General features: G+C 43.9%; 16 protein-coding genes. All 16 read right to left on the reverse strand.

What is annotated here, in order from left to right:
* Window positions 1-52 precede the first annotated feature (52 nt).
* The 16 genes from atpE to spoIIR all read right to left on the reverse strand — a co-directional run bounded on the left by atpE (window position 53) and on the right by spoIIR (window position 14,874).
* Window positions 53-265: a F0F1 ATP synthase subunit C gene (atpE, locus tag A33I_RS16000; RefSeq protein WP_022629366.1), complete on the reverse strand. Its 213-nt coding sequence runs from the start codon at window positions 263-265 to the stop codon at window positions 53-55.
* A 94-nt stretch (window positions 266-359) separates the two neighbouring features.
* Window positions 360-1,073, reverse strand: a complete 714-nt coding sequence (atpB, locus tag A33I_RS16005; RefSeq protein ID WP_022629367.1) for a F0F1 ATP synthase subunit A — start codon at window positions 1,071-1,073, stop codon at window positions 360-362.
* A 7-nt stretch (window positions 1,074-1,080) separates the two neighbouring features.
* On the reverse strand, window positions 1,081-1,482 hold the full coding sequence (locus tag A33I_RS16010) for an ATP synthase subunit I (protein ID WP_083477676.1): 402 nt from the start codon (window positions 1,480-1,482) through the stop codon (window positions 1,081-1,083).
* Window positions 1,475-1,699, reverse strand: a complete 225-nt coding sequence (locus tag A33I_RS16015) for an AtpZ/AtpI family protein (protein WP_022629369.1) — start codon at window positions 1,697-1,699, stop codon at window positions 1,475-1,477. Before A33I_RS16015 ends, A33I_RS16010 begins: the two co-directional genes overlap by 8 nt.
* 663 nt (window positions 1,700-2,362) lie before the next feature.
* Window positions 2,363-4,633, reverse strand: a complete 2,271-nt coding sequence (locus A33I_RS16020; protein ID WP_022629370.1) for a S8 family serine peptidase — start codon at window positions 4,631-4,633, stop codon at window positions 2,363-2,365.
* Between the two features lie 123 nt (window positions 4,634-4,756).
* On the reverse strand, window positions 4,757-5,914 hold the full coding sequence (wecB, locus tag A33I_RS16025; protein ID WP_022629371.1) for a non-hydrolyzing UDP-N-acetylglucosamine 2-epimerase: 1,158 nt from the start codon (window positions 5,912-5,914) through the stop codon (window positions 4,757-4,759).
* A gap of 52 nt (window positions 5,915-5,966) precedes the next feature.
* The gene (gene upp, locus A33I_RS16030; RefSeq protein WP_012960712.1) at window positions 5,967-6,596 is read right to left on the reverse strand and encodes a uracil phosphoribosyltransferase; all 630 of its coding nucleotides are present in this window, start codon (window positions 6,594-6,596) and stop codon (window positions 5,967-5,969) included.
* A gap of 247 nt (window positions 6,597-6,843) precedes the next feature.
* Window positions 6,844-8,091 (reverse strand): serine hydroxymethyltransferase, encoded by a 1,248-nt coding sequence (glyA, locus tag A33I_RS16035; protein WP_012960713.1) that lies wholly within the window; start codon window positions 8,089-8,091, stop codon window positions 6,844-6,846.
* A 117-nt stretch (window positions 8,092-8,208) separates the two neighbouring features.
* Complete coding sequence (locus tag A33I_RS16040; protein ID WP_022629372.1) at window positions 8,209-8,775, reverse strand: TIGR01440 family protein; 567 nt, start codon at window positions 8,773-8,775, stop codon at window positions 8,209-8,211.
* 16 nt (window positions 8,776-8,791) lie between these two features.
* Complete coding sequence (rpiB, locus tag A33I_RS16045) at window positions 8,792-9,229, reverse strand: ribose 5-phosphate isomerase B (protein ID WP_012960715.1); 438 nt, start codon at window positions 9,227-9,229, stop codon at window positions 8,792-8,794.
* Between the two features lie 102 nt (window positions 9,230-9,331).
* Complete coding sequence (locus A33I_RS16050; protein ID WP_022629373.1) at window positions 9,332-10,627, reverse strand: methyl-accepting chemotaxis protein; 1,296 nt, start codon at window positions 10,625-10,627, stop codon at window positions 9,332-9,334.
* Window positions 10,628-10,675: 48 nt separating this feature from the next.
* Window positions 10,676-11,116 (reverse strand): low molecular weight protein arginine phosphatase, encoded by a 441-nt coding sequence (locus A33I_RS16055; RefSeq protein ID WP_031311760.1) that lies wholly within the window; start codon window positions 11,114-11,116, stop codon window positions 10,676-10,678.
* A 166-nt stretch (window positions 11,117-11,282) separates the two neighbouring features.
* Window positions 11,283-11,825 (reverse strand): manganese efflux pump MntP, encoded by a 543-nt coding sequence (locus A33I_RS16060; RefSeq protein WP_022629375.1) that lies wholly within the window; start codon window positions 11,823-11,825, stop codon window positions 11,283-11,285.
* Between the two features lie 598 nt (window positions 11,826-12,423).
* Complete coding sequence (locus A33I_RS16070) at window positions 12,424-13,464, reverse strand: L-threonylcarbamoyladenylate synthase (protein ID WP_022629377.1); 1,041 nt, start codon at window positions 13,462-13,464, stop codon at window positions 12,424-12,426.
* Between the two features lie 247 nt (window positions 13,465-13,711).
* Complete coding sequence (locus A33I_RS16075) at window positions 13,712-14,155, reverse strand: GNAT family N-acetyltransferase (RefSeq protein ID WP_022629378.1); 444 nt, start codon at window positions 14,153-14,155, stop codon at window positions 13,712-13,714.
* A 95-nt stretch (window positions 14,156-14,250) separates the two neighbouring features.
* Window positions 14,251-14,874: a stage II sporulation protein R gene (gene spoIIR, locus A33I_RS16080; protein WP_041203602.1), complete on the reverse strand. Its 624-nt coding sequence runs from the start codon at window positions 14,872-14,874 to the stop codon at window positions 14,251-14,253.
* Between the last annotated feature and the right edge of the window lie 21 nt (window positions 14,875-14,895).

Here is a 14,895-nt window from a genome sequence, read left to right on the forward strand (position 1 = left end):
AACACTGTCGCCATTTTTATGCACAATGAAAAGACTGTTCGTGCGTATCTTATTATGAGAATAGTAATAAGAAAGAGATAACGATTGCGATGATCGGAACCGCCTCAGCAAGAGGAACACCGATGAACATTAGAGTTTGAAGTGTACCGCGAAGTTCTGGTTGACGAGTTACACCTTCAAGAGTTGCTTTTACGATAATTGCTACTGCGATTGATCCACCAACCGCTGCTAAACCTGCTGCAATTGCAGCGCCTAATAATGACATGATAAATTTCCTCCCTATTGTATACTTAATAGTTTTTATTTAATTGCCTTGTCCAACCTATAAACCTAGCCTGACCAAAGCGTTGTTACTAAGATTAATGACTTTCTACTTTGTGTGCCATGTAAACCATCGCTAGCATGGCAAAAATGTACGCTTGGATCGCACCGATAAACATACCAAATGCCTGCCATACAATAAGCGGCAAGAATGCTCCAAACATTCCAAGTAAACCTGATGTTCCTAAACCTACAAGTAAAATCATTAAGATTTCCTTTGCATAAACGTTACCGAATAAACGCATTCCAAGTGTTAACGTATTAGCAAATTCCTCAATAATTTTAAATGGAAGTAAAAATGGTACCGGACGAACATAATCTTTCAAATATTCACCAAACCCGCGGATCTTAATCCCGTAATAGTGAGTCAGCACTACGACTAACACAGCCATTGTTAAGGTTAAGACTGGATCAGATGTTGGTGATTTCCACCAAACCTCGTGCGTGTTCGGGTTATAAAGCTCAAATGGCAACCCTAGCATGTTTGCTACAAACACATAGAATAGCAAGGTGAAGGCGAGTGCAATGAATTGTCCACCGACCTTCCAGTCCATGTTCGCTTTAACGATCCCACGGACGAAATCAATTGCCCACTCTAGGAAGTTCTGCATTCCAGAAGGACGCATGGCGAGACGTCTTGAGCCAATAAAGCAGATCAAGAACACAATCACACACGTCACAGTTGTCATAAGCACTGTGGACATGTTGAAGCTCAGCCCTAGAAACTCTCGTATAGGCGCTTCATGATCCATATTAAATTCACCTCTTTCTCACAAATTGAACTAGCATATCAAGGATAATAATGACATAGATCAGGGCAAGCCCTGCAATGACTGAGATAACATCTAACTTGTCCGGATAGATAAGGGCCAGATACACCGCAGCGATTGTCAGAATAATACGAATTCCGAAGCCAAACCCTGCAAGAATAAATGGAAGAAACGACTGTTTCCTTTTGCGGTCGGCAACCATTCCGACTACTTGAGTCTTGCGGTAGGTTGTCCAAAGATTAAGAAAACTAACGGAGAGGCCTAAAGCTAAGCCAAGGAATTGCGTTTGAAGTGGGGTGATGAGATATAATACAAGAAACAACACTAGCAAAATACTAGTTGTAATTGTATGTTGTTTCATTTTTCCTTCTAGTGAAGTCATATTACTCATCGTCTCCTAAGAACGGTTCAATCGTCTTCATTACGCCATAAAAACCTACACCCAAACCAATGAGGATAGATACTATGAGGAACACCGGTTTAGCACCAAGTCGATTCCCAAGCCATAACCCGGTAAAAACACCTGCCACCACTCCCCCTACAACATAGGATGAGATGACTGAAACAAGCGCCATCGCGCGCCATGGGTTGCGTTTCCCGTTAGACATGAACACCGCTCCCCTCAAGCTTTTCCAGAGCTTTCGAACCTTTTCACTTTTCGTATGTAAACCTTATCATCATATCCTTTGTAATCGTACAATAGCGAAAACTTTGTGTCAATGTGTTTTCCGACTAAAAAAAAAGAGATTTGTCGATATCTTCCTTTGTTCACACTTCTGTCATATTCCACATTTTTATAGGGTTTTATACATGTTTGTGAGAAATTATTGTCAAGTATTTATGTCATGGGTATATATGGGTTGTGTGCGTGATATTGGAGTTTGTGTAGGAGTGTGTCGAAGGGCGGGACAGGTGAGATGGTTTGTCGAATCGAGCATCTTGGCCTCGTTTAGAGCAGACAGCCTTCGGTAGAGCAGACGGCCGGATTGCGTCTATTCACCCTCTTATTGCGCCGGTTGCTCTTACAATCGCGTTGCTTCCGCTTACTTATGCGTCAGTCTCAGCCTTAATTGCGCCTCTTCGTCTTAATTGCGTCACTTTACACAATATATGCGCGGCTCTCAGGCATTATTCTATCTACTTTGACATTAATTGCGCCGGTTCACCCGGGCGGAAGCGCTGCAACGGCGCAGCTCGAGTAGGCAGCTTAGCACTCCCCTACTCCCAAAACCAACAAAAAAGAGCGCATTCACGCGCTCTTTTGCACTCCCCTACTCGAGTCCTTGACTCTTCGGAGGGAGTTCTTCTCCAATGGTAATCCATGCTTCAATTGTATCTTCCTGTCCGTCGTTCACAGCGTAAATCAGCGCTTTATAGACGCCGTCTTCTAAGTCAACATCTGTTAACGTACCTTCTACCATCCCTCGGCCTATATCTTCTTTGCTGTCGAGGAATGTGACAAATTCAAAGGTGTCTGGATCGTACAAGACGATACCAAACTCTTCCGCTCCACCAGGTAAGTACAATTCATACCGATACGTATCTGCCGTATCACCTTGCCCGAAGTTAAACGCCATGAGCCTCGGGTAATTCGGCTCCTCAATAAAGAAAACATACGGTACAGTAATCGTCTCGCGTCCGCCTTCAATGAGGATGTCCCCATGATGGATACCTTCAGCTAAAACAGAAGGCAGCATATCTAGCTGGAGTTTAACCTCGCGCTTCTCACCTGGTTTAAGCGTCGTGGCAAACGGTACATCCCACTGAAGTCCATCCGGTGCTTCAAATGGCGGTGTGATGTGATAGGTGCGCGGCAGATCATCATGATTCTCAATCGTAAACGTTACTTCACGCTTCTCACGCGGATCTTCTTTTGTCCACTTTCCAAATGTAACAGCACCCGGATAGACAAGCGTCTTTAACTCAATTGCATCATCCACCTGCAGTCTGCCTGCCCCTTGTTCATGCGGGAGGTACCTCTCCCCTTCTGGTGACGTCAGCTTTTTAGCCGAGTTCATCAGTGCTGCTTTAATTTGCTCAGGCGACCAGTCAGGATGGGCCTGCTTTACGAGGGCTGCAGCTCCTGCCACATGCGGGGCTGACATACTCGTTCCATTTAACGCTAAATATCCTCTTGGAACTGTACTGTCGATCGAGACGCCAGGAGCGACTAAATCAGGCTTCACTTCCCACGTTTGCGTCACCGGTCCCCGCGACGAAAACGGGGCAATAAAATCTTCTTCTTCCCGGTAGATCGTGCGGATCGTCAGCTCTTTGTGTGCTTCCTCTAGTTTATCCAGCAAATATTCTCCGTCCTCTTTTGTGACACTGACAACAGGCAGCTTCACACCGCCTTCTACCACGCCGACAAATGCCCCCGGCAGATTATTGTAAATAATCATTGCCTTGGCTCCAGCTTTTTTGGCATTATGAGCCTTTTCAGTAAACGGGATCAAACCGCGTTTTACCAAAAGAACACTCCCTTCTACCTCAAGCTCATCTAAATCTTCTTCCGTGCCAAGACCTCCGTTAACAAGCGGAAAATCTCGCTTTAACGCCCACGGCATCGTTCCACCCATCGGAAACAGGGTTAGTTCTGTATCATCACCGAATACAGTGGCGTAAGGTGTTTTTATCGGCGGGGCTGAAGCACCTACGGATATTGCTTTTGTCGAGGTACCAGGAGAGCCGACCGTCCACATTTTAGGTCCGCTGTTTCCGTTCGATGTGACAGCAACGACCCCCTCCTCTACTGCTTTATCAAGCGCAACACTTGTCGGCCAGTCGGGTCCATTCACTGTATTTCCAAGTGATAAATTAAGCACGTCTACTCCGTCAGCAACTGCTTTTTCAATCGCTTCAATCACTTGTTCGGTTGTCCCCTGCCCTCCTGGACCGAGAGCTCGATACGCATAAATATCTGCTTCAGGTGCCACTCCTTTTACTTGACCATTGGCTGCAATAATTCCCGCAACATGCGTTCCGTGCAAGGTCGGCACCCCTTGAGTGCTTTGTGTCTCCATCGGATCATGATCATAATCGACGACATCATAGCCGCCTTTATAATTCGCTTGGAGATCAGGATGTCTATAATCAATGCCCGTATCAATCACAGCCACTTTCACACCTTTACCCGTTAAACGCTCCCCGTCACGGCTGAACATTCCTCGGACGTGATCACCTCCTATAAAGGGAACACTGCCGTCGAGGTTTGCTTCATATTGTGCTACTTGATCAACACGTTCTACAGATTGAACATTTTTTAATACATCAAGATCTCCCTTTTCTAGCTCGAGGGAAAATCCATTATATAAACGATTAAATGTCTTTCTCACTTTACTTGAAGGCAAAGCAGCCATCACTTCCGCTACTGCATCGTTTACCGTACCTTTTGCAGTCACTATGACGACCATTTTTTCATTCTCTTCAAGATTTCTTTCAGTAATTTGCGGTCGTTCCGGAAACACTGCATTTGTAGCATATGCCGGTGAAACCACTGATAGTAACAGCACACAGCAGCATAGCCAGACTATTTGACGCAAATCAATCTCCTCCCAACTTTTTTGCGTATATGTAGTATGAGTAGTTAAGAAGAAATCATGTATGAAGCAGACAAAAAAGACCTAACTACAATAGTAGTTAGGTCGATTGTTCGAGATATCCAATTATTCAGCTGAAAGCGGCTTGAACGGCTCAGGACGCTCTTTTGTTTGTGTAAAATGATAAAGAAGGGCTTGAACGATGCGGGCAGATGCTTCTCCGTCCCCATAAGGGTTCGAAGCTTTTGCCATGCGATCATATTCTTCTTTATTTCTAAGCAGTTCATCTGTAAGACGATACACATCATCTTCATCTGTTCCAGCTAACTTCAGTGTACCTGCCTCAATACCTTCAGGACGCTCTGTCGTATCACGCAGGACAAGAACCGGCGTTCCAAGCGACGGCGCTTCTTCCTGCACACCGCCAGAATCCGTTAAAATAATTTCAGCACGATTAGCAAAGTTATGGAAATCAAGCACGCCAAGAGGTTCAATCAAGTGAATACGGTCATGATCACCTAAAATATCACCAGCAATCTCGCGCACGGCTGGATTTAAATGCACAGGATAAACTACATGGGCATCCGGATGCTCATCTGCAATGCGATGGACTGCACGGAAAATATTTCGCATTGGATCACCTAGATTTTCACGACGATGCGCCGTTAATAAGATTAGACGGCCATCACCAATTTTATCTAATACCTCATGCTGATAGCTGTCATTGACCGTAGTCTTCAGGGCATCAATCGCTGTATTTCCCGTAATAAAGATCGATTCATCTTTCTTATTTTCATCAATCAAATGTTTGTGTGCCTGCTCTGTCGGGGCAAAGTGCAGATCAGTTAATACGCCTGTCAGCATACGGTTCGCTTCTTCCGGAAACGGGGAGTACTTATTGAACGTACGAAGACCTGCTTCAACATGACCAATAGCTACTTGATTGTAAAAAGCTGCAAGACTTGCTACAAACGTTGTAGTGGTGTCACCATGTACAAGCACAATGTCAGGCTCCACTTCTTTAATGACTCCATCTAACCCTTGGAGCGCATTTGTTGTTACATCAGCAAGCGTTTGACGTTCCTTCATAATATTTAAGTCAAAATCCGGCTTCACATCAAATAACTGAAGCACTTGATCAAGCATTTCACGATGCTGGCCTGTTACAGCTACAAACGATTGAATAGTATCTTGATGCTTGTTCAGCTCAAGCACTAAAGGCGACATTTTAATCGCTTCAGGTCTTGTCCCAAACACCGTTAAGACTTTCAACTTTGAACTCATCGGCTTAGCCTCTTTTCTACGTTACTTATTTCGTTCTTTACTTATTATCTATTTATTTTGTTCCAAATAGACGGTCACCCGCGTCACCTAAACCAGGGACGATGTAACCTTTTTCGTTTAACTTTTCATCAAGGGCCGCAAGATAAATATCTACATCAGGGTGCTCATCTTTCACCACTTCAACACCTTCAGGGGCAGCAACTAAACACATCAGCTTGATCGTTTTCGCACCGCGCTTTTTAAGGCTGTTGATTGCTTCTACTGCAGAACCGCCTGTCGCAAGCATTGGGTCAATAACGATGAATTCACGCTCGTTTACATCAGTTGGAAGCTTCACGTAGTATTCTACCGGCTTTAATGTTTCAGGATCACGGTATAAACCGACATGTCCTACTTTTGCAGCTGGAATCATTTGAAGAATCCCATCAACCATTCCAAGACCTGCACGTAAAATAGGCACAAGACCTAACTTTTTCCCTGCGATTGTTTTTGAATTCGCTGGCCCAACCGGTGTTTCAATTTCCACATCTTTTAAAGGTAAGTCACGTGTAATTTCGAATGCCATTAGTGCCGCTACTTCATCTACAAGCTCACGGAATTCCTTCGTTCCTGTATTCTTGTCACGAATATACGTTAATTTGTGTTGAATTAATGGGTGATCAAATACAAACACCTTACTCATCAGCCTCGACTCCTTTTTTATGCGAACTAAAGGGAAGTTAGCGCTGCTCCCTTATGTCGATTAATATCCTTTAATAGCTCCTTGAAAATTCTACCCAAAAAGTGAAGCGATCTCAACCCTGTACGATAGATTTCATTGATTTTGTACAATTTGTTTTTTAAATTTCACTAAAATGTGCTGATATGAGAGGCTTTTATAAAATAAAAACCCTCCCCGGCCGGGCCGGAAGAGGGTTGATGTTTGTTTATTACATTTTAAGCTCAGGGTACATCGGGAATTTAGCCGTAAGAGCTGCCACACGCTCACGAACTTCGTTAAGCTTGTCTTCGTTCTCAACATTTTTAAGCGTTAATGCAATTAATGCACCAATTTCATCCATTGCCTCTAAATCAAGACCGCGTGATGTTACAGCAGCTGTTCCGATACGGATACCGCTTGTTACAAACGGGCTTTCAGGGTCAAATGGAATGGTATTTTTATTCGTTGTAATCCCTACTTCATCTAGTGCTTTTTCTGCCACTTTTCCAGTTAGGTTTAATGAACGCAAGTCAAGAAGCAGTAAGTGATTATCCGTTCCTCCTGAAACAAGGTTGACACCTTCTGAAACAAGCTTTTCGCCTAGACGTTTTGCATTAGCAATAACTGCCTCGCCGTATTGTTTGAAATCTGGAGATAGGGCTTCGCCAAACGCTACTGCTTTTGCAGAAATAACGTGCATAAGCGGGCCGCCTTGAATTCCAGGGAAGATTGATTTATCAATCTTTTTACCGAACTCTTCTTTACAAAGAATCATTCCGCCGCGAGGTCCACGTAATGTTTTATGTGTTGTTGTTGTTACAAAATGAGCGTGAGGAACTGGGTTTGGATGTAAGCCTGTTGCAACAAGACCTGCAATATGAGCCATATCCACCATTAAATAAGCGCCTACTTCATCAGCGATTTCGCGGAATTTCTCAAAATCAAGCTCACGAGGGTATGCACTTGCACCCGCAACGATTAATTTCGGCTTATGTTCTTTAGCTAGTTCACGTACCACATCATAATCAACACGCTGAGTTTCCTCATCAACACCGTACTCAACAAAGTTGTATTGAACTCCACTGAAGTTAACAGGGCTTCCGTGCGTTAAGTGGCCGCCGTGTGAAAGGTTCATACCAAGAACTGTATCGCCTTGTTCTAAGATTGTGAAGTATACAGCCATGTTCGCTTGTGCACCTGAGTGAGGCTGCACGTTTACATATTCTGCACCAAAGATCTCTTTTGCACGATCACGCGCGATATCTTCTACAATATCAACATACTCACAACCACCATAATAGCGGCGGCCTGGGTAGCCTTCTGCATATTTGTTTGTTAGCACTGAGCCTTGAGCTTCCATTACAGCTTCACTAACAAAATTCTCAGATGCAATTAATTCAATTTTGTCACGTTGACGACCTAATTCTAACTTAATCGCCTCATATACTTTTTCGTCTTGTTTCTTTAATGTCTCCATCCTTATTCCCCTTTCAGTTCCTACACATTCGGTTTTTAGGTATCAAACATTAGATTCAACTACATTCTAACATAAGAATTAACTAAAATCCGTACTATTTATCAAAAACAGGTCTGATTATTCATGTTCTTCGGTACGCGAATAATTTGCTCGGATTCCTCCGATCAGCTTCGGACGAGTTTTAGCAATTGTTACATGCGCATGACCGATTTCTTTAATCTGACTGCGAATCGGTACTGCCACTTCTTTTAAATGCATGCCAATAAACGTATCACCGATATCAATTCCAGCATCCGCTTTAATCGATTCAACAAGGACTGGATTGTCCATTCTTGAAAAAGCATGCGTTGCCATCGCCCCGCCGGCCGCTCGAATCGGAATCGCCGAAACAGCCTCATATCCGCGTTCACGTGCCATTGATCCCTCAATGACCAGTGCCCGGTTTAAGTGCTCGCAGCATTGAAAAGCAAGCTTCACTCCAGTCTCATCTTGAAAACGGCTGAGTGCATCATAAATCGCCGCAGCAATTTCCCTTGATCCGTTTGACCCAATATGTTCACCTGCCACTTCACTTGTGCTTGTCCCAATGACAAGAAGGTGATCATGAGTAAGAGGCATCATTGCCTGTAAGTCATGTAATACTTGCGTAAGCTGAGCATTTATTTCTTCTTTTACAACCGGCATAACGGGGCCACTCCTTTTATGCTTCGTATTCAGTAATCTTACTTACACGGCGCTCGTGACGTCCACCTTCATACTCTGTTTCAAGCCAGATTTTCGCTATTTCCCGGGCAAGTCCAGCTCCGATAACGCGCTCACCCATTGCTAGGACGTTGCTGTTATTATGTTCGCGAGTAGCTTTTGCACTGAATGTATCATGTACAAGGGCGCAGCGGATGCCTTTTACTTTATTAGCAGCAATCGACATGCCAATTCCTGTACCACACACTAAAATGCCGCGGTCCACTTCGCCTTTTGCTACCTTCTCAGCAACAGGAATCGCATAATCAGGATAGTCGACAGATGTATCGCATTCGCATCCTACATCCTCAAACTCGATGCCCATTTCTTCCATCTGTTGTTTAATTTCTTCTTTAATATTTACTCCACCGTGATCTGAACCAATTGCTACTTTCATCTGTACAACCTCCTAAATGGTTTTAAGAAAAGCTCAAGCACCCACTCTGATATGAGCAGGCACTGGAGCTTTCCCGTTTCTTCGTTATGACAATCTTATCTTCTAAATTGTAAACCTTTCGATCGTTGCTTTCAATTGGTTTGCGTGAGTTGATAAAATTTGCGCTGTTTTTGACATATCTTGTATCGTTTCAGCCTGTTGCTCTGCCATTGCTGTAACCTCGGTAGACCCAGCTGATGTTTCTTCTGCAATCGCTGCAACCTCTTGTGATTGCTGGGAGGTCTCTTGGATTGATTCCATTTGCTGCTTCGTCATTTTAGAAATATCTGTAATGACCGTTGCTACATCGTGAACCGACTTTTCCATTAAGGCAATTGTTTTATTCGTTTGACTTCCTCGTTCTGCCTGATGAATCGCAGCATTTACCTGCTCATCAATTTGATTGACAACAGTCTGCACTTCTTCTTGCATTTTGTGAATCAAGCTTGAGATCCCTTGAACGGCTTGAGCACTTTGGTCAGCAAGCTTTCTTACTTCATCCGCTACAACCGCAAATCCTCGGCCATGCTCCCCTGCACGCGCCGCTTCAATCGATGCATTGAGGGCAAGCAAATTTGTTTGAGCCGCAATATCACCGACTAGGCTGATAATTTCGCCTACCTCTCTTGCCTGATCTTCAAGGCGACCGACTGCTGCACGTGATTCTTTATTATCAGAAGCGAGCTGATGAATCCCTTTTACAAGTTCATCAATGGCCGTCCGGCTGTCCGTTAAAGCTTGTACCATTTGCCTAGAGGAATCTGTTGACTCCACCGCTCTTCCCTCTACATTTGCGGCAAGTTTTGATACTTCTTCCATTGCCTCTGCAGTGTGCTGCACTGCATACGCAGAGCTTTCCGCACCTTGAGCGATTTCATCCATCGTTTTACCGATATCAACGGCTTTTGTCGCCGCAAATTCAGATGAAGCATTCATTTCATTGACAACATCATTTGTTTTATGGAAGTTTTCATCAATGTCTCTTACCATTTGACGCAGACTGTCGAGCATTTCATTGTAAGCGAGTCCTAAGGCACGAAGTTCGTCATCTGATTTTGAAACAGCCACATCGTGCTTGATGTCACCTGCTGCAGCACGTCTTGCGGCCTCTTCTAGCTCATGCAAAGGCTTTGTAATAAGCGGCGCACAAACAAACCCTAACACTCCGCTCCAAAACACACCTTTAATCAGCGTAAAAACTATGACTGATTCCCGATTTAATCCAATGTAACTTTCAAGGAAATCCCCTAAAATAAAAATAAAAATAGCACTGAATCCAAATGTAACAACCGCAAGTCCGCTAATCCCTATAACGAGCTTTTTACGAATGCTCGCTCGATATTTTTTTCGTTCCCCCACCGCAATGCGCCACCTCTCGTGTTAAATCGAACTGCTATAGATCAATGGTTACTTCAATTTTTTCTCTAATTCATCTAAGCACTCTTCAATATCATCGGCTGTTCGCACGTATTCTTCAATCGAACCACCAAAGGGATCAGCAATATCGGCTGTGAGAGCATCAACCCCAACATATTCTTTTAACGTATGTACCTTTTCTGTGTATCCCGAAAATTGACTGCATACGAGCTGCTTATGCCCGGCTGTCATCGTTAAAACGACGTCTGCCCACTCAAGTAAGTCATTAGTCACAGGCTGGGATGTGTGATCATGATCAATCCCTTTATCAAGTAAAACTCTACTTGTCCCCTCTGAAGCTTTGCTGCCAGGAAAAGCATGGACACCAGCAGATTTAACTTCAACCTTATCTCCCATCCGTTCTCTTAAAAGTGCTTCAGCAAGCGGGCTTCGGCATGTATTTCCTGTGCAGACAAATAAGACATGTTTCACTCCCATAATTCATCCTCCTCTCATCATGTATTGTCGTGTGGTTTCAGTTTTTATCATTTGTTATTGTCTCTATCTTCTTCCATCTTATCACAGCTTTTTTGAAAACTGTATCACTACTCATGACGATTGGATGAATCGTTAGACCTAAGCACAAATATCCATCTAACTACATCGGAATAATTAATTTAATGCCAAAACCTATTAATATACATCCACCGATTAATTCACCGTACGAACCAATATATTGTCCAAATTTCCTCCCCATTAAAAGGCCTGCCCATGAAAGCACCATGCTCGTTGCTCCAATTACAGCCACAGTAAGCAGCGTTTTTGCACCAAGCATCCCGAGTCCGAGTCCCGCTGAGAAGCTGTCTAAGCTGACACTGACCGCAAATAAAAAGAGCCCCCAGCCCATTGGTTTGACAAGTGAATCGTCATCCGACTTCAAAGCCGCAATCATCATTTGAATCCCAATAATAAGCAAAAGCGCCCCGCCAATATAGGTCGCGATCATTCCAAAATAATTAGACAGCACCTTCCCTGTAACGATGCCCATCAGCGGCATAACGACATGAAACGCCCCAATCGTCACGCCAATTCTAAAGATCTGGCGCAGCCTAAGACCAAGCATCCCCATCCCAAGCGCAACAGAAAAAGCATCCATCCCAAGCGCCCCCGCCATAATAATTAAAGTAACCACCTCATGCATACACTTCACTCCCCACACATCCTACTAAAATGTATGCAAGTCCAAAGGATAATAGGACAATAGAAAGGCGGAGGCGACTGTTCTGGCATGCGGAAAAATTAGGTGAAACGATGAGAAGTCGCTCTTTGACTTCGTTCGATTCACCGTTTTTTCCCGCAGGACAAGGAGCCGCAGCTAGACAAGAAAGGCGGAGGGGTTCGGTTAGGTATGAGTCGGATGGAGGTTTGACAATGAGAAGCGCTTTTTGCTTCGTTTGGCAAAGTGAAGCCGACGATTGCCTGAACTCCGGAGCTAGACAGAGAAAGGCGGAGGAGACTGTTCTGGCATGCGGAAAAACGTTCGATTTACCATTTAATGTATGCGTTTGTTCGAAAAAAATGGGTTTTTGTTCGAATTAATGCAGAACTTATTCGAAATATGTATCAACTTATTCAAATAATAAGCATCTATGTTCGAATTATGACTCCTGCAACCTCAACTAGTATCATAACGACGCTAAAATCGTCTCACATTACAGAAAAGAACCTTCATCAGAGAAATCTCTCCGCATAAAGGCTCCATCAAGCTTCATTCCATCCATAATTCATTAAAATCCCATTCAAATCACTCTTCCGCCGGCTGCTTTTTCGAGGCGGTTCATAATCGCTGCCCCTACTCCTTCATTTGGGAACGTTTCAGCATAGATGACATCCACGTCCTCCTGATCAAATTGGCGGAGCGAATCATATAGTTTTGCCGCAACGGTTGATAAATCCCTCCGCGCACCGCAGGCAATCACTGTATCAGCCTCGTATTCAGCAGCGCGCTCTTCTGTAGTGAGCACACCGACTTTCTTCCCTTGTTCACTTGCCTCATCCAACAGCGCCTGAATACGGGAAACATCATGAACTAATGTTAAGCTGCCTTTTGGTGCGTAGTGGGTGTATTTCATTCCTGGAGAGCGGGGCGCATCTTCTGTATTTTTCAGTGATGGATCCACGGCCACTTCCCCGACAACTTCCTTCAGCTCCTCAATTGTGACACCGCCGGGGCGATAGAGCATCGGTGGGTCCACAGAGCAATCAAGAACCGTTGATTCAAGTCCTACCCCTGTGCTTCCCCCGTCAACGACACCAGCAATTCTACCTTGTAAGTCATGATACACATGAGCTGCGGTCGTTGGGCTTGGTTTACCAGAGAGATTCGCACTTGGTGCGGCAACTGGTACATTCGCTGCTTCAATTAATTTTAATGCGAGCGGGTGGCTCGGCACGCGGATTGCTACCGTATCAAGACCCGCTGTTACATTAGGTGCTATTGGACCTTTCTTTTTAAAGATAATTGTCAGCGGTCCTGGCCAGAATGCTTCCATAAGTTTTTCAGCAGCAGGTGTAATTTCTGTCACCAGCTCACTTAGTTGGTCCCTGTTTGCAATGTGGACAATCAGTGGATTATCACTTGGCCGCCCTTTTGCTTCAAAGATTTTAGCAATCGCTTTCTCATCAAGTGCGTTCGCTCCAAGTCCATACACAGTCTCTGTGGGAAACGCAACAACTTCTCCCTCACTTATCCACATCGCGGCATCGCTTATATATTCACGCTTTTTATCTTCATCATTAATTTTATCCACATCTAATATTTTTGTCTGTTTATAACTCATTGTACACCGCCCCTATCTCTTCTATTTTGCAAGGGTTGTCGTCTATTGTCAAACGAGGTGACAATAATCGACTATATCTCAGCTGCACCAAGGGTTTTCCATCATTTTCAGTTACCCTTTAGCCATGATTCGACAAATGTATTCATATAAATCAAAAAACAAGTTATCCACTGCTGTGGACAACCTGTGTATAAGTGTCTGTTTTTACCCATTTCTCGCGTGGTTATTCACATGTTAATGCTTTCATTTAATCATCCAATTCACATGCCCATACTCTCACCGATTCATCCACCGTCTGTTGATAATGCGTGGATTGTTTCAACGCTTTTGGAATTCGCTCTTTTTTGACCTCTTTAAAATCAAGCTGGTAAAAAAGAGGCGAAGAAGACTTTGCACACATATAAACGGTTCTAATATCTTGATCTTTAGCATAGGCTAGGGCCACCTGTAAAAACTCCAAGGTGAGAACACCCGTCCAAATCGGTGAATCTAGCACAAGTGAACGCATTAGTGCATCGTGTTCGTACTGCTCAATCCCCACTGCCCCAATAATCTGCTCGTCCTCATTTTCTACGACAAGAAACTGAGCGACAGCATGTTCAATGCCTGCTGAACTTAATCCCGCTCTCGCCACTAATCTTTGGATCGGCAATATATCTTTTGTTGCAGCTCTTCTGACAACGATACTCATTCTATCCACTCCTCCGCCCGAATCAAGCTGCACGATGTTTGAGCTTGTCTCACCCGTGCACCTTCTTACTCGATATCTATGCGGAACGCGAGTAATTATGCCTGTTCCTTTCCAAAAAGACTTTCAACAATGTTTGAGAAGATTTCTACGACAAAGAATGTCACTTCAATTTCTTCCTCTGATTCAACTGCTGCGTTACCCTCATCAGATGTTTCAACTGCTTCTCCGTTTGCCATATCTAAAAAGCATAATGGCGGGAATAATACGCACCACCAGTTTTCACCCATTCCCTCGCCTAATGTGATCAAAACCGCATCATAGATACCTGCTGGATAAACGAGATTGCCGTATAACTTAGTTGGAAACTGAACTTCATCAAATGCTACAGTGAATTCCTGGTTCATTCCTTGCTTTTCAAGCTCTCTGGCCACAATTGCTTCAATTTCTGGAAGATGATTGCGGATCTCAGTTTTAGCATCCTCAAGATCAATTAATCCCGTCACCCATTCAGTAATGGCTGCATTGACCTCATCTCTAATTTCACGCTTTAAAATCTGATCGCTCACCGCATCACTGTTTGCTAAAATGCGAAGACGGATCGCTTCATCCTGACTGACTGTTTCGTGATGAACAGCCACCGCTGCTGTTTGCTGAGACTCATAGCTTACTAGTAAAACGAATAAAGAGAATAATAGATAAATAATAACTTTATGATTCATGCCTTTTGGATTCATTTGATT

It is taken from the genome of Alkalihalophilus marmarensis DSM 21297, assembly GCF_000474275.2.
Classification (GTDB): domain Bacteria; phylum Bacillota; class Bacilli; order Bacillales; family Bacillaceae_D; genus Alkalihalophilus; species Alkalihalophilus marmarensis.